The organism is Rhizobium favelukesii (assembly GCF_000577275.2).
GTDB classification, from domain to species: Bacteria; Pseudomonadota; Alphaproteobacteria; order Rhizobiales; family Rhizobiaceae; genus Rhizobium; species Rhizobium favelukesii.
The window spans coordinates 692248-707906 of the sequence record NZ_HG916852.1 but is presented as its reverse complement, the minus strand read 5'-3'; the positions used below and the strand labels follow the sequence as shown (position 1 = coordinate 707906).

Below are 15659 nucleotides of genomic sequence, written 5' to 3'. Positions count from 1 at the left end.
GCGGAAGCTAACGCAATGTGCTGCAATGCACAACGCGCAACCAGAAAAGTTGATCGGCCCTGCGTGGGGAGAGCGCGATCTTGGCGACCCTATGTCAGGAATTCCAAAACGAAACGGGGACGATCAACAGCGACCGTCACTCTGCACCTCGAGGTAGCCGACGCCGATAATGGCGCCGTCAAAAGACCGAATGAAGGATGGAACATAATGCGTCGTCGGCGCGGTGCAGGACACCGAGCCACTATATTCGTTCATTGCCATCTCATCCTGCGGCATAGCGGAATAGTCGCTCGTGATCTCGAGCGAAGCCGAAGCTGGCGTGATAAAGGTCCCTATTGCCAGCGCAAAAGCCGGCACTCCCAGTCGAAGAAGTCTTTGCATGCGCTTCTCCTGTGTTTTGATTACAAGCATTAACTAATGAAAAGCGTTTTTAGTTCCAGTGCTGCCGCTACTACTTTCGCACAGTGAATTCGTCGTATTTTCGATCAAGCTAAATTGTATGATTTTACATGATGGTAGGTACTGGCATCCATGTGCACAGCTATATGCTGGATGTGAGCGCCAAAACTGATGAGTTTACAGTATTATATTTGGGTAGCCTGACTAACGTCGCAACATCCGGCTGCGGACATAGTCCTTTCCTACCACCCCTTCAGCTATCTCAACCGCCCGCTTGAAATGGCCCTTCTGCCGAACGAATCCCTCAAGAACGACGTAAGGTCCGAGGATCGACACGACAATTTCGCTGCTATCAACGTCATAGGCGGCACTGAGGGCGCTTTCGACCGAGGCACGGGTCGATGCGAGGCCATGGCCTTGCTCGCAGGTACTGCAGTGACCTTCCGTTGTCTGAAATCGAAACACCATGACCGCCTCCGAATGACCAGGCCAGTTACTGGCTAACGCCGGAGGGCAATTTTAGTTGCACTGCACCAATCTATACTCCGAAGAAGCTCGCCGAGGCCGGCGCTCGCACTTGGCGTTTCGACCTGCCGAGCCATATATCCTTGGGGTTTAGGCGGGGTTGCAACGATGAAGGTACTGCTTCCGACGGTTCTATCGGTCGTGATGCTATCGGGCTGCACCACGGATAGTTCGACCGAGGTTCAGCCGATTCCGGGCAGTATTACCTACGGCGGGCAGCCGCGCACGAAGTTGACCAAATCGCCGCCCGGCAGTGCCATCTATAATTCCTTCTACGATTCCACCGGCACCAGGGTTAGGGAAACCTATATCCTCCAGCCGGATCGCACCCTGAAGTTGACCAGGCGTGTCATCGTTCCCGATTTCCCCTGACATGCTGCCGCTTGACAGCGACGCCGTTCGAGAACATTCAAGGAACGTTCAACATTTCCGCGGTGCGATTCTCCGCCGAAGCAACCGGACGGCTGAATGTATCTTGAAAAGCTCAATCCCCAGCAGCGCGCGGCCGTCGAATACGGCACGCTCGCTGATGGCGCCCACATTGCCGGTCCGCTGCTCGTGATCGCCGGAGCCGGCTCGGGAAAGACGAACACGCTCGCGCACCGCGTCGCGCATCTGATCGTCAAAGGCGCCGATCCGCGCCGTATCCTCCTGATGACATTTTCCCGTCGCGCGGCCGCCGAGATGGCGCGCCGCGTTGAGCGCATCTGCGCCCAGGTGCTCGGTAGCAATTCCGGCATCATGGCGGACGCGCTCGCCTGGAGCGGAACGTTTCACGGTATCGGGGCGAGGCTCTTGCGCGATTATGCGGAGCAGATCGGCATCGACCCGGCCTTCACCATCCACGATCGCGAAGACAGCGCCGATCTGATGAACCTCATCCGGCACGAGCTGGGCTTCTCGAAGATGGAGAGCCGATTCCCGACGAAGGGCACCTGTCTTGCGATCTATTCGCGCGTGGTCAATTCGGAAAGCGAGCTCAGCCTGGTGCTGCGCGACGCCTTTCCCTGGTGTTCGGCTTGGGAAAATCAGCTGCAGGAGCTCTTTGGCGCCTATGTCGAAGCCAAGCAGAACCAGAACATTCTCGATTATGACGATCTGCTTCTCTACTGGGCGCAGATGGTCAGCGAGCCAATCATCGCGGACGATATAGGCAGCCGTTTCGATCATGTCCTCGTCGACGAGTATCAGGATACGAACCGCCTGCAGGCATCAATCCTGCTGGCATTGAAGCCCGGCGGACAAGGCCTGACGGTCGTTGGCGACGACGCGCAGTCGATCTATTCCTTCCGCGCCGCCACTGTGCGCAACATCCTCGACTTCCCGGCGGCATTCAGTCCTGCCGCGAATATTGTCACGCTCGATCGCAACTATCGCTCGACACAGCCGATTCTCGCAGCGGCCAATGCGGTGATCGACCTTGCCTCGGAGCGCTTCACCAAGAACCTCTGGACAGAACGGCAATCCGCCCAACGTCCACGTCTCGTCACGGTGCGCGACGAAGCCGATCAAGCGCGATACGTTGTGGACAAGGTGCTGGAAAACCGCGAAGAGGGCGTGAGGCTGAAGCAGCAGTCGGTGCTGTTCCGCGCCTCCCATCACAGCGGCGCGCTGGAGGTCGAACTGACCCGGCGCAACATTCCGTTCGTGAAATTCGGTGGACTGAAGTTCCTTGACAGCGCGCATGTGAAGGACATGCTCTCCGCCCTGCGCTTCGCCCAGAACCCGCGCGATCGCGTCGCCGGCTTCCGGCTGATGCAGTTGCTTCCGGGCGTCGGGCCTTCGACCGCACAGCGCGTCATCGACCAGATGGCTGCCGATGCCAGCCCGCTGCAGGCGCTCGCCGAACTGCCGGCCCCGCCCCGTTCCGGCGAGAATTGGACCGCCTTCGTTTCGATGCTGCAGGAAGTCAAGACGGGCAAGGCCGGATGGCCGGCCGAGATTGGTCTCGTTCGCGAGTGGTATTGCCCGCATCTGGAACGCCTGCACGAGGATGCCTCGACCCGCCAGGCCGACCTGTTGCAACTGGAACAGATCGCCGGCGGCTATCCTTCGCGAGAGCGTTTCCTGACCGAGCTGACGCTCGACCCGCCGGATGCGACCAGCGACCAGGCCGGCGTGCCGCTGCTGGACGAGGACTATCTGATCCTCTCCACGATCCATTCCGCCAAGGGGCAGGAGTGGACCAGAGTGTTCATGCTAAACGTTGTCGATGGCTGCATCCCTTCCGACCTCGCGGTCGGAACCAGCGCCGAGATCGAGGAAGAGCGGCGGCTGCTCTACGTCGCGATGACCCGCGCCAAGGACAATCTCGACCTCGTCGTGCCGCAGCGCTTCTTCACGCACGGCCAGAACGCGCAGGGCGACCGGCATGTCTACGCGTCACGCACACGCTTCATTCCGGCGACGCTGCTGCAGTTCTTCGAGGTGGTGGGCTGGCCGCAGGCCAGGACCGATGGCGGAGCATCGCACCAGGCGCGGCAGGTACGCGTCGATGTCGGGGCGCGCATGCGCGGCATGTGGCGCTAGAGCTGTCTTCTGAAACAGGGAGCCGGTTTCGGGCCAAAGACATGCGTCAAACAAGAGATTACAGCGCCAACGGCGGCTCGGCAGGCCGGAAGAAGGCATCGATGACCGCCGGGTCGACCGTTTCGACGGTCGCTGGCATCCAGCGCGGATTGCGATCCTTGTCGATGATGGCAGCACGAATGCCCTCATAAAAATCCGGGCTTTTCAATATCTGCACGCAAGCACCGAGTTCGCGGTTGAGGCATTCGGCGAGGTTCCGACTTTGCCTGCCCTGGCGCAACAAACGAAGCGCCAGCTTCAGACTGGTCGGGGAGCGCGTATGGAGAATGCGCAGCATCTCGGCGGCAAAATCATCAGGCTCGTTCTCAAGCGCATGGATGATCTCCTCGACAGCGCCGAAATGAAAGCTGCGCTCGATCAGGTCTCTATTGCTTTTGACGGCGCTCGTTCCCGGATCGCTGGACAGATTCTTCAACACCGCTTCGACATCGCGCGATGCGGCGTTGCGCGGGAGCTCGGCCAGCGTATCGACAAGATCCGGCAGCCGAAAGGAGGCGATGTGGTGGTCGGCCAGACCGGCATAGATGACGTCCGCCGCGTCGATGGTCAGCCCAGTCAGGCCCATCCAGGTGCCGACCTCGCCCGGCGTGCGCGACAGCAGCCACGTCGCCCCCACATCCGGAAAATAGCCGATCCCGGTTTCCGGCATGGCAAGCCTGGTCCGTTCGGTCACGACGCGATGGCGGCCATGTGAAGACAGACCGACGCCTCCGCCCATGGTGATCCCGTCCATCAGCGCCACATAGGGCTTCGGATAGGTGGCGATGCGATAGTTCAGGCGGAACTCGTCGCGCCAGAAGGTCATGGCCAAATCCGTGCCGGCACGGCCGCTTTCGTGCAATGCGCGGATGTCGCCGCCGGCGCAGAAGCCGCGTTCCCCCTGCCCCGATACGACCACGGTGGCGATAGTGGCGTCTGCCGCGAAGTCGTCCAACGCAGCCGCAACCGCACGGACCATCTCAAGCGTCAGACTGTTCAGCGCACGCGGTCGATTGAGGCGGATGATCCCGGCCGAGGCGCGTCGTTCGACAATCACCTCACTCTGCTGAGCCTCGTCCCGCATGCTGATCTCCTCGCTCCCATGGCCATCGTTTCTCGCAATCCCGGCACCGCGCCTTGGAGTGAACCGGGGCTGTCGCCCTTACGGCACCTTACCGTACTCGGCGGCATAGTCGATGGTTGCCGGCAAGGCCGAGGATTGGTTTCGTTCCTCAGAACGACGCGGCGGCGAGCGCCTTCTGGATAGTCTGCAGATCGTCGACGTTGCGATTCATCAGGAACAGTTCCCAGTCAAGCGCACTTTGAACGACCGTCTCCAGCGAATCGTGCTTCGGCTTCCAGTCGAGAACACGCTGGGCAAGCGCCGAGTCCGCGACAACGCTTGCAGCATCGCCCGGACGTCTCGGAGCCATATCGACCTTGAAGGAGTGGCCGTGGAGGCGCGTCACCATGTTGAGCACGTCGAGGACGGAATAGCCGGTGCCGTAGCCGCAATTGGCAACCAGCGAGCGATTGCCACGGCGTAGATGCTGCAGCGCCTCCAGGTGAACCGCCGTCAGGTCGCTGACATGAATATAGTCGCGCACACCGGTGCCGTCATGGGTCGCGTAATCGATGCCGTAGACTTGAACGCTGCCGCGTTTGCCGAGCGCGGCCTCGCAGGCGACCTTGATCAGGTGGGTGGCGCCGGAGGTCGATTGGCCTGTGCGTCCCAGCGGATCGGCACCGGCAACGTTAAAATAGCGCAGCGCGACATAATCGAAGTCATAGGCGGCCGCGGCGTCCCGCAGCATGAATTCCGTCATCAGCTTGGATTGGCCGTAAGGATTTTCCGGATTGAGCGGCGCGGTCTCCTTTACCGGTTCGGACGTCTTCTGCGGCCCGTAGACGGCGGCGGTGGAGGAGAAGACGAAATGGCGAATGCCGGCGGTGATCGCAGCGCTCAACAGCGCACGCGTCTTGCCGGAGTTGTTATCGTAATAGGCAAGCGGATCGGCAACGGATGCGGGCACGATCGCCGAGCCGGCAAAGTGGATGATGGCTTCGATGTCGTTCTCGATAAAGATCGTCTTCAGAACCTGTGCATCGGCAACATCGCCGAGATAGAAGCGTGCGCGCTGCGAGACCGTCCAGCGAAAGCCTGTCGAAAGGTTATCCAGGACAACGACGTCCTCGCCTGCATCCAGCAATGTCCAGACCATGTGGCTGCCGATATAGCCCGCCCCGCCCGTGACCAAAATTGCCATGTCCTGAATCCCCGTTTTCATACGCGGGGAGATCTGAAGCCGTTTTCCTTTCAGAATTTCGTATAAACGGCCGGTGCGGAGGCCTCCGGCCGGGTAAGTTTGCCGATGTGGTTAGATGCGGCTTTCCAGCTTTGCTACAATTCTATCGATGTGCCATTTCGGGCAAAAACGGTGGACGCAGCGATGCGCGATCCAGACCTTTCCAGACGTAAAAGCCATTCCAAAGCCCGAGCCACGCCGACATTCCTCCGAAGGGGTTGCGCATTTATGATTTTATACGCTGATACCAGACGTCCACGGAACATACTGGGACCGGCCACACGGACTATCGCCAGACGTTCAATTCCGTCGAAGGAATTCCGTGATGTCTTCCCACAGGATCGCTATCCCGATGGCGAACAGCCCTCCGGGAACCATGAAGTACAGGATTTTGACGGGATCAACGGTGAAGAACAGCAGGTACAGGAAGCCGTAGGCTCCCGCGACTACCAGCACCGTACCCAAAACGAGGGAAATTATCTTCCTCACCAAGACCCACCCCCACGCTAAACCTCTAAGGGAATTGCTACACCAAACATGGCCAAGCTGTATAGCTGCCTCACTGGCCTTCTGGTCGTCCTGGCTATTGTTGGCCGCATCTAAGGGAAGGGTCGCCTCAAAGGAGAAGAATGCCCGACCGCAGGATGCAATCCTCGCGACCGAAGCATGCAAAGAGGCTGGCTGCTCTCTGCATGTTGTCTAACCGCAATTGGCTGACAGTGTTGAAAAAGTCCAAAATCCGGGCTTACCGAAAGGTCAGCCAATTCGCGATTTGAGCGAATATTGCCGCTCGATGCTGTTTCACTTCCGCTACGCGGCACACACTGCTTGAACGCAAAATTGGCAGGCCCCCCTGCTCAATTTTCTGTGCCGGCCTCTGCGGCCGTTAAAACAATGAAGGTTTGCAGAAAACGGACTTTCAACAATATCGGCGCAAACTTGCCTCTCGCGGATCATCACGGTTCGCGCGGTGGCATCAACTGCACAATCCCGCGAAAGCCCGGCTTGAGCCGGGCCTTTCATCCTGTCAGAGCTTGAGGATATAGTCGCACAGCCGGTCAGCGGCCGTCTGGATCTGGGTCGGATCGCGCAGGAAGCAGGCCCGCAGGAAGAGTTCTCCGCCCGACCCGAAGGCCGTTCCCGGCGCAAGCCCGACACCGGTCTTGTCGACGATGTCGATGGCCGCCCTGCGGCTGTCGGTCACCCCGTCGATCTTCAGGAATGCATAAAGAGCGCCATCCGGCTTCAATGTCTCGACGCGGTTCGTTGCGATCAGCGCGTCGCAAAGGATATCGCGGGAGCGTTTGGCCTTGTCGATGTTGGATTGGACGAACTCGTCGCCGTCGTTCAGGGCAGCGACCGCTCCGCGCTGGATAAACTGGGCGACACCTGAGGTCGAATACTGGATGAGGTTCTCGAGCACCTGGCCGGTTTGCGGCGGGGCAACGATCCAGCCGACGCGCCAGCCGGTCATCGACCAGTTCTTCGAGAAGGAGTTGACGAACATCACCTTGTCGTCCGGCTCCATCACATCGAGGAAGGACGGTGCGCGGCCGCCGGCGAAGTAATAGCGCGCATAAATCTCGTCCGCCATGATCCAGAGATCATGCTTGCGCGCCAGCGCCAGGATGGCCACGAGGTCGTCCTTGCTTGCGGTCCAGCCGGTCGGATTGGACGGCGTGTTTATGAAGAAGGCCGTCGTCTTCGGCGTGATCGCCGCCGCGATGCGGTCGAGATCAACCGCCCATTTGCCGCCCTCGAAAGTCAGCTGGACGCCGACCGAACGCGTGCCGGCAATTTCCAGGGCGGCCGCGATGTTCGGCCAGGCGGGTGTCAGGTAGACGAGCTCGTCGCAAGGCGAGGTCAATGCCTGCACGGCGATCTGGATCGCCTGCATGCCGGAACCGGTGACATAGAAATGCTCGACCGGCAGGGTTATGTCGAAATGCCTTGCGTAGTAGTCCGAGAGCGCCTGGCGCAGCTCCGGGATGCCGCGCTGATAGGTATAGAAGGTCTCGCCGCCGGAGAGCGCGTCCATCGCTGCCCTGCTGATGAATTCAGGCGTCGGCAAATCCCCCTCGCCGACCCAAAGCGGCAGAAGGCCATCGCGGCCACGGGCATAGTTGACGACTTCGACGATCCCGCTTTCGGGCGCCTGGACTGCGCGCGGGCTAAGGCTGCTTACAATCGACATGCATCACTCCGGTTTCCGCCTACATAAAGCAAATGCGGCGGCAAATCCCATGACAATCGGTGATGCGATGTCGATTTTCATGATGGATGAGCCGGCGAAGGCTCATGATTTGATCAGACGGCTGGGCGTTTGGCGAGCAGGTCACGGATCTCGGTCAGAAGCGCAACGTCGGCTGGCGGAGGAGGCGCCTCCTCGGGAGCAACCTTCTTCTGCCGCTCCACCTGAGCCTGCAATTTATTCACACCTTTGACCATCAGGAAGATGATCCATGCAAGTATGAGGAAGTTGATCAGAACCGTGATGAAGCTGCCATAGGCAAGAACCGCGCCCTGCTGGCGCGCAGCAGTCAGTGTCGGCGCGTTCACGTTGGAGGACAGGCCGACAAAATAGTTCGAAAAGTCGAAGCCACCGAAGATAGCACCGACGATCGGCATGATGATGTCGTCCACCACTGACCTCACGATACCCCCAAAGGCACCACCGATGATAACACCGACAGCAAGGTCCATGACGTTGCCGCGAGCGATAAATGCTTTGAACTCATTGAGCATCCGATCCGTCTCCCTCTGATACAGTCTCACTGACAGGTCATTGTTTTTATTAGCTACATCTTCGATGCAATTATTCAATTGCTAATTACAAATTTCGCCGCTCCAACGGTCTTTGACTTAAGGCCTAGAGCCCACCCGATGTTCAAAGCTTTTGAATTGCCTTAATCTCGGTGCTCCGGGAGAACCGTGGTGCGCCGGTGGAGGTTCGATGCTGCCAGGCTGGGTCATACTTGCATCTGCATTCGGCTATCTGCTGCTCTTGTTTGCCGTGGCGAGCCATGGCGACCGCAGGCGGCGTATGTACGGAACGCCAGTTGGCGGCCGGCCGGCCGTCTATGCACTCAGCCTCGCGATCTACTGCACCTCCTGGACCTATTTCGGCAGCGTCGGCCTTGCATCCCAGCGCGGGCTGGAGTTCCTCGGCATCTACATTGGCCCGATTCTCGTCTTCACGCTCGGCATGCCCGTGCTGCGACGGATTATCGAGCTTGCCAAGGCCGAGAAGCTGACATCGGTCGCCGACTTCATTTCCGCGCGCTACGGCAAGAACCCGACGGTCGCGACCATCGTGGCGCTGATTTCGCTCGTCGGCGCCATCCCCTACATCGCGTTGCAGCTCAAATCGGTATCGAGCACCGTGACGGCGATGCTCGATCCGTCGGACTACGGCATCGGCAGCGGCAACCTTTATTTTCTCGACCTGCCGCTACTCGTAACGCTCGTGCTCGCCTGCTTTGCGATCATGTTCGGCACGCGCCACACGGATGCGACCGAACACCAGGACGGATTGATCCTCGCCATTGCCATGGAGTCCGTCGTCAAGCTTTTCGCCTTCCTCACGGCCGGCGTCTGTGTGATCTGGTTCCTGTTCGACGGTCCATCCGACCTTTGGCAGAAGGCCAGCGAGAACCAGCTCGTGCTCTCGGCGCTGCATTACCAGACGCCGATCAGTCGCTGGATCACGCTGATCCTGCTGTCGGCCTTCGCCATCATCATGCTGCCGCGGCAATTCCACGTCACGGTTGTCGAGAACAGGACCGCCCGGGAGCTCCGGTTCGCCGGCTTCCTGTTCCCGCTCTATCTCGTCGTCATCAATCTCTTCGTCCTGCCGGTGGCGATCGGCGGCCTGCTGACGTTCGGCGGCAACGGCAATGCCGACCTGTACATGCTTTCGCTGCCGCTTGCCGGGCAGATGCCTGTCGTCTCGCTGATCACCTTCATCGGCGGCTTTTCAGCGGCGACTGCCATGGTGATCGTTGCTTCGGTCGCACTGTCAATCATGGTGTCGAACGACATCATCATGCCGATCTTCCTGCACCGGAAGCTGACCGACCGCACAGGACAGCGCAACAACTTCGCAAAGACGCTGCTCAACATAAGGCGCAGCGCGATCTTCGCCGTGCTGCTGCTCGGCTACGCCTATTACCGCTCGACCGACAGCACGACGGGACTGGCCTCGATCGGCCTCCTCTCCTTTGCCGCGATCGCGCAGATGGCCCCTGCCCTTTTCGGCGGCCTCGTCTGGCGACGGGCCAATGCCCGCGGCGCCATCCTCGGGCTGACGTCGGGCTTTGTGATCTGGGTCTATCTGCTGTTCCTGCCCTCGCTTGGCGGACCGGACTATTCGGGGGTCGCAAGCGCGGTCCTCGGCTTCATCTTCCCCGGCACGACGATCTTCACCGGTAACGCTGCCGATCCGCTGGTCAATGCCACGGTGATGAGCCTGCTCGTCAACACGGCCTTCTTTGTCATCGGTTCGGTGACCCGCAATGGGCGACCGCTTGAACGCATCCAGGCCGGTATCTTCATCAAACGGCAGTCCCGCTCGCAATTTGCCACGCGTGGCTGGAAGACCCGCATCAGCGTCGGCGACCTGAAGGCGACGGTCTCGCGCTATCTCGGCGAAGAGCGCATGGAGCGGTCGTTCCAGACCTACCAGCAAAATTCAGGCCGCAATCTGGACGATGACCAGCCGGCCGACATGGCGCTCATTCACTTTACCGAACAGCTGCTCGGCAGCGCCATCGGCTCTTCGTCCGCCAGGCTCGTGTTGTCGCTGATCCTTCAGAAGGTAGAAGACGCCTCCGCCGATACCGCTTGGCTGCTCGACCAGGCAAGCGAGGCGCTGCAATATAACCAGGACATGCTGCAGACGGCGCTTTCGCAAATGGACCAGGGCATCGCGGTCTTCGACAGCTCGAACAACCTGACGATCTGGAACCGGCGTTTCCGGCAGTTGCTTGATCTGCCGGAGAATGCCGGACAAGTGGGCTTCCCGCTGGCCGACATCGTGGCAATCCTTAGCCAGCGCGGCGATGTTCCTGCCGGCGACGTCAACCAGACCGTTCGCCACTTCCTGACGCTCGACAAGCCCTTCGCGCTGGTGCTTGGCAGCGGCGAGCGCATCATCGAAGTCCGCTCCAATGCCATGCCGGATAAGGGCATCGTCGCAACCTTGACCGACATCAGCCAGCGGGTCGCTGCCGACCGAGCCCTGAAGCAGGCGAACGAAACGCTGGAACAGCGGGTGGCCGAGCGGACGGCGGAACTGACCCGCGTCAATCACGAACTCGGTGAGGCGAGAGCTGCGGCAGATGAAGCCAATCTTGGGAAGACGCGCTTCTTCGCTGCTGCCGGCCACGACATCCTTCAGCCTCTCAATGCCGCCCGGCTCTATTCTTCGGCGCTGGTCGAGCGCATGGGCCAATCTGAAAGCAGCGCGATCGTTCGCAACATCGATTCCGCGCTGGAATCGGTCGAGACCATCCTTGGCGCGGTACTCGATATTTCGCGGCTTGACACCGGCGCCATGCGGCCGCGCCTCGCCTCCGTGCCCCTTTCCGATCTGCTGGAGCGGATTCAGACCGACTTCGCGCCGATCGCCCGCGAGAAGCAGCTGAAGCTGGTGGTGATGCCAACCTCGCTGCGGGTCCGCTCCGACCCCAACTTGCTTCGCCGCCTCGTGCAGAACCTCGTCTCCAACGCAATCAAGTACACGATCGACGGCAAGGTGCTGGTCGGCGCGCGCCGCCGCGGAAGTCAGGTCGTCATCCAGGTCATGGATTCTGGGATCGGCATTCCGCCGTCGAAGTTCCGGACCGTCTTCAAGGAATTCGCCCGGCTCGACGAAGGCGCCAAAACTGCCTCCGGTTTGGGGCTCGGCCTCTCGATCGTCGATCGTATCGCGCGCGTCCTCAACCATCCGGTGGAACTGCACTCGACACACGGCAAGGGCACGGATTTCCGGATCGTCATGCCACGTGATGCCTCACGGCTTGCCGAGCGTGTCGGCGCAGCCCAACCGGTGGAGCATTCGGCGCAGAGCCTCAAGGGACTGCGCATTCTCTGCATCGACAACGAACCGCATATTCTGGAAGGCATGCAACTGCTGATCAGCGGCTGGGGCTGCGAAGTGCGATGCCTGGACTCGCTAGGGGCGGTCCGTGCAGTCGATGCGCGCCAGGTACCGCCCGACGTGATTATCGCCGATTATCACCTTGGCGACGGCACCGGCATTTCGGCCATCGTCACACTCAGGGAACGGTTCACGGCGTTTATCCCGGCTCTTATCGTTACTGCAGACCGCACGCCCGAGGTTCGCGCCGAAGCGGAGCGGCACGGCATCGGCATCCAGCACAAGCCGGTGCGTCCGGCAGCGCTGAGGGCCTATATCACGCAGATTTCTGCGCAGAAGCGCACGGCGGCTGAGTGACGTCCATGTCCTTCGTCATCACGTCGGCCACGAGGCTGCGCACCCGTTCTGCGCTCGGCACATCGCCGAAAAGAATTCGGTAGATAATCGGCGCAACAACCTGATCCATCACCGCATCGACCGGCGGAAAGCTCTCGCCGCGTGCAAGCGCCCGCTCGCTCAGCAGTTCCATCTGCTCGCGGGTGAAAGCACAGCACTTGCAGGCGTTGGCATTGTCTTGCGCGGCCAGCACGTCGCGGATCATCTCACGTCCGACGCCGGAGGACATCTCCTCGGCATATTGCTCCGCCCAGGCTTCCAGGTCTCCCCTGCCGCTGCCGCTGTCGATCGGCTGCATATCGGGGCGCAGGCGCTCGACCGCGACGTCCGCCAGCAACTCCTGCAGGTCACCCCAGCGACGGTAGATCGTCGATGGGGTGACGCCGGCCTTTGCGGCAATCAATGGGATCGTGACATCGGCACGGTCCATGCCGGCAAGCAGTGCGCGCACCGCCTGGTGCACCGAAGCCTGCACCCTGGCACTGCGACCACCCGGTCGGAGATTTTCCTTTGCTGCCATTTCTAACGTCCTGTCTTCCTGCCCCGGCGCATGGTTCAAAATCTTTGACCGATTCATTAACGCAAATCATTTGCTTTTAGCGTCAGATCGACCTACGTGGCTAACGCAACGAATTAGCTTTAAGGGGCTTATATATGTTCCGCGCCGCCGATTCCACAACGACCTCGCGCAATCCAATCCCTTTCCACGCGATCACGCTGGCGACCTTCTTCGGCGCTTCGGCAGCACCTACGCCGCTCTACCGGATCTATCAAGAAAACCTCGCCCTCTCTCCGGTGATGATCACGGTGATCTTCGCGGTCTATGCCTTCGCGCTTCTTGTGGCGCTGCTGATTGCCGGCTCGATCTCCGACCACCTTGGCCGCAAGCCGGTGATCTTCACCGCGCTCGTTTTGGAAATCATCGCCATGGCGCTGTTCGTCGTTGCCAGCGGCCCCGGCTGGTTGATTGCAGCGCGGATCGTGCAGGGCCTGGCAACGGGCATCGCCGGCGCTTCGATCGGCGCCGCACTTGTGGACATCGACCGGGCGAAGGGACAGCTCGTCAACTCCATCGCGCCGCTCTCCGGCATGGCCGTTGGCGCCATCGGCACCAGCGCCTTGATCCAATACGGACCTTTCCCGCTTCACCTCGTCTACGCCATCCTGCTCGCTGCCTTCGTCGGGCAGGCCGGCGCCATCTGGGCGACGAGCGAGAGCGGTGGCCGGCGGCCGGGCTTCTGGAACTCTCTGAAGCCGACGATCTCGATTCCGCCGCAGGTCCAGCGCCCGCTCGCCTTGGTGACGCCGATCAACATCGGCAATTGGACGCTCGGCGGCTTCTACCTCTCCCTGGTTCCCTCGCTGGTCGCCAGCACGACGGGCAGCCGGGCCCCGCTGACGGGCGGGGCGATCGTGACAGCGCTGATGGCGTCCGGTGCGGTTGCTGTCTATCTCAGGCGCAGCAAGTCCGGCACGGCCAACCTCGGTTTCGGCACAGCCGCGACCACGCTTGGCATTCTGACAGTGGTCGGCGGCGTCCACCTCGGCGCCGTGCCGTTGCTGCTAATCGGCACGTTCCTGACGGGAGCCGGGTTCGGCACAAACTTCCTTGGTTCAATCGGCACGATCATGCCGCTCGCCAAGGCCGACGAGCGCGCCGGTCTGCTGTCCGCTTTTTATATCCAGAGCTATCTGGCTTTCAGCCTCCCAGCCATCCTCGCCGGCTTCCTGGTCAAATCGCTTGGCTACCAACTGACCACCGACCTCTATGCAACGGCGATCATTCTGGTGACGGGCGCCGGGCTGCTGGGTCTCCGCGCCGAGCGCAAAAGGGCTGCGAGACTGCCGGCCTGCGGCTAGAGGTAGCTCGTCACCGCCGGCTCGTTCCACCAGTTGTCGTGACGCCCATCCATGTAGCGGATGGGCAGCGCGGCCAGCTCCTCCGGCGGTATGTCGTCGAGGCAAGCGATATTGATCGAAAAGTAGTCGCCGCCGATCTCGGGAATATGCCCGTGCCCGTAGGCATGCAGGCCGCATGTCGTGCAGAAGCGGTGATGGCCGCTCATCGATGCGAACTGATAGTCGCCCGCCGCCGTCTCCTCACACAGCAGGCGAAAGTCTTCGGGTTTCACGATTGCGCCCCAATAGCGCCGCTTGCCGCAGACCGAGCAATTGCAGCGGCCGGTGCCCGCTTGGAGATCGGCATCGACCTCGTAGCGGATTTTGCCGCAATGGCAGCTGCCCGTGTAGGTTTTCTTCATGGAAATTCCTCCTCCAGCTCTTTGCAAGGCCGCTCGACTATGACAATATGTTGTCATGCTTGACGAAATACATAAGCGACAACATGTTGTCAACCAAAATCGCCCGAAGCGGAGCGCCGAAGGCGATGCCTTCTCGCTGTTCGCTATCACCGCATTGCGGCTCGCCGGCCGGCTGACCGCCGCCGGCGACGACTTGGCGAGGCCGGCCGGGCAGACGAGCGCCCGCTGGCAGGTGCTTGCGGGTGCTCAAAGCGGAACGCATTCCGTCGCACAGATCGCCCGGCTGCTTGGGGTTGCCCGGCAGGGCGTACAACGGCTGGCGGATACGCTGGAGGCTGACAGGCTGATCAGCTACGTCGACAATCCGCAGCATCGGCGCGCCAAGCTGGTAAAATTGACGAATGAAGGCGATGCCCGCCTCGCCGCGATCGAGGCAGCGCAGGCAGACTGGGCCGACAGGCTCGGACAGTCTTTCACCCCCGCGGAGCTCGAGGCAGCCCGAGCCGTGATGACCCGACTGATCGAAACCCTCGATGCGGAAACCGGCAAGGCATAGGCCCGCTTCACCGTCCAATCGGCCTGAAGCAATTTGCCTATGGAGATCTGCTGGAAAAGACGCGAGCAGTCGCCGGGTTTATCCTTCACGCCGGCCACTGCGTGCAAACCAATGTGAACTAGGTCTCCTGGCCGGCCTGCAGGCTGCCGGCGTTCATCGAGGCTGCATGCGCTTCAAGGATGGCAGCGGCTATGACTTTCTGAAGCTCGTAAACCAATGTGCGCGACCGCTTGCGATCCAGATCCTGCGCCGCCTTTGCAAGATTCAATCCCTCATTGAGGACTATATGGTGCGCTCGCGTCAGCGCCCAACTCTCAATATCAAGACCTATCATTCGGAATCTCCGCCAAATCATTCAGCATCAAAGACATTCACGAATCACGACACGCAGAGCACTCACGCAGCAAGAAGAATCATAGTTGCAATATTTTGCAAATAGGATTTTCGGAAAAACACCCGCCCGGTGCGAAATTTATTCTGCTTGAGTCCCGCGCGCGGGAGACTCGAGCTTTCGGCCGCTTACGCTGCCTCAAGGGACATCCGACGGA

At 60.7% G+C, this 15659-nt stretch carries 15 protein-coding genes; 5 read left to right on the top strand and 10 right to left on the bottom strand.

Annotation, left to right across the window (positions count from 1 at the left end):
- Positions 1 to 123: 123 nt before the first annotated feature.
- Positions 124 to 381, bottom strand: coding sequence for a hypothetical protein (locus tag LPU83_RS41870; protein WP_024313080.1), 258 nt, complete (start codon positions 379 to 381; stop codon positions 124 to 126).
- A 222-nt stretch (positions 382 to 603) separates the two neighbouring features.
- Positions 604 to 867, bottom strand: a complete 264-nt coding sequence (locus LPU83_RS41865) for a BON domain-containing protein (protein WP_024313081.1) — start codon at positions 865 to 867, stop codon at positions 604 to 606.
- 165 nt (positions 868 to 1032) lie between these two features.
- On the opposite strand from LPU83_RS41865, the gene LPU83_RS41860 reads away from it, so the two are divergent.
- Both LPU83_RS41860 and LPU83_RS41855 read left to right on the top strand, forming a co-directional pair.
- Positions 1033 to 1296, top strand: a complete 264-nt coding sequence (locus tag LPU83_RS41860) for a hypothetical protein (protein ID WP_024313082.1) — start codon at positions 1033 to 1035, stop codon at positions 1294 to 1296.
- A gap of 96 nt (positions 1297 to 1392) precedes the next feature.
- Positions 1393 to 3453: an ATP-dependent helicase gene (locus LPU83_RS41855; protein WP_024313083.1), complete on the top strand. Its 2061-nt coding sequence runs from the start codon at positions 1393 to 1395 to the stop codon at positions 3451 to 3453.
- Positions 3454 to 3511: 58 nt separating this feature from the next.
- Here LPU83_RS41855 and LPU83_RS41850 read toward each other — a convergent pair whose 3' ends face one another.
- The 5 genes from LPU83_RS41850 to mscL all read right to left on the bottom strand — a co-directional run bounded on the left by LPU83_RS41850 (position 3512) and on the right by mscL (position 8543).
- A complete protein-coding gene (locus LPU83_RS41850) occupies positions 3512 to 4576 on the bottom strand; it encodes an enoyl-CoA hydratase/isomerase family protein (protein WP_024313084.1) in 1065 nt (354 codons plus the stop codon).
- A gap of 148 nt (positions 4577 to 4724) precedes the next feature.
- Entirely contained in the window at positions 4725 to 5759 is a 1035-nt protein-coding gene (gene galE / locus LPU83_RS41845) for a UDP-glucose 4-epimerase GalE (protein ID WP_024313085.1), read from the bottom strand.
- Positions 5760 to 6098: 339 nt separating this feature from the next.
- Positions 6099 to 6287: a hypothetical protein gene (locus tag LPU83_RS41840; protein ID WP_225039565.1), complete on the bottom strand. Its 189-nt coding sequence runs from the start codon at positions 6285 to 6287 to the stop codon at positions 6099 to 6101.
- A gap of 538 nt (positions 6288 to 6825) precedes the next feature.
- Complete coding sequence (locus LPU83_RS41835) at positions 6826 to 7992, bottom strand: pyridoxal phosphate-dependent aminotransferase (RefSeq protein ID WP_024313087.1); 1167 nt, start codon at positions 7990 to 7992, stop codon at positions 6826 to 6828.
- Positions 7993 to 8105: 113 nt separating this feature from the next.
- A complete protein-coding gene (gene mscL / locus LPU83_RS41830) occupies positions 8106 to 8543 on the bottom strand; it encodes a large conductance mechanosensitive channel protein MscL (protein ID WP_024313088.1) in 438 nt (145 codons plus the stop codon).
- Positions 8544 to 8751: 208 nt separating this feature from the next.
- Between mscL and LPU83_RS41825 the strand changes: the two genes are divergently transcribed.
- A complete protein-coding gene (locus tag LPU83_RS41825) occupies positions 8752 to 12255 on the top strand; it encodes a PAS domain-containing hybrid sensor histidine kinase/response regulator (protein WP_024313089.1) in 3504 nt (1167 codons plus the stop codon).
- Here LPU83_RS41825 and LPU83_RS41820 read toward each other — a convergent pair.
- Positions 12215 to 12814, bottom strand: coding sequence for a TetR/AcrR family transcriptional regulator (locus LPU83_RS41820; protein WP_024313090.1), 600 nt, complete (start codon positions 12812 to 12814; stop codon positions 12215 to 12217). The two genes, LPU83_RS41825 and LPU83_RS41820, sit on opposite strands and share 41 nt — an antisense overlap.
- Positions 12815 to 12948: 134 nt before the next feature.
- Between LPU83_RS41820 and LPU83_RS41815 the strand changes: the two genes are divergently transcribed.
- Complete coding sequence (locus LPU83_RS41815) at positions 12949 to 14154, top strand: MFS transporter (protein ID WP_024313091.1); 1206 nt, start codon at positions 12949 to 12951, stop codon at positions 14152 to 14154.
- On the opposite strand, the gene LPU83_RS41810 is transcribed toward LPU83_RS41815, so the two are convergent.
- A complete protein-coding gene (locus tag LPU83_RS41810; RefSeq protein WP_024313092.1) occupies positions 14151 to 14555 on the bottom strand; it encodes a GFA family protein in 405 nt (134 codons plus the stop codon). The two genes, LPU83_RS41815 and LPU83_RS41810, sit on opposite strands and share 4 nt — an antisense overlap.
- A gap of 55 nt (positions 14556 to 14610) precedes the next feature.
- Between LPU83_RS41810 and LPU83_RS41805 the strand changes: the two genes are divergently transcribed.
- Positions 14611 to 15111 carry a MarR family winged helix-turn-helix transcriptional regulator gene (locus LPU83_RS41805; RefSeq protein ID WP_024313093.1) on the top strand — a complete coding sequence of 167 codons (501 nt, stop codon included), beginning with the start codon at positions 14611 to 14613 and terminating at the stop codon, positions 15109 to 15111.
- Positions 15112 to 15229: 118 nt separating this feature from the next.
- Here the strand turns inward: LPU83_RS41805 and LPU83_RS41800 are convergent, their stop codons facing one another.
- Positions 15230 to 15445 (bottom strand): hypothetical protein, encoded by a 216-nt coding sequence (locus tag LPU83_RS41800; RefSeq protein WP_024313094.1) that lies wholly within the window; start codon positions 15443 to 15445, stop codon positions 15230 to 15232.
- Between the last annotated feature and the right edge of the window lie 214 nt (positions 15446 to 15659).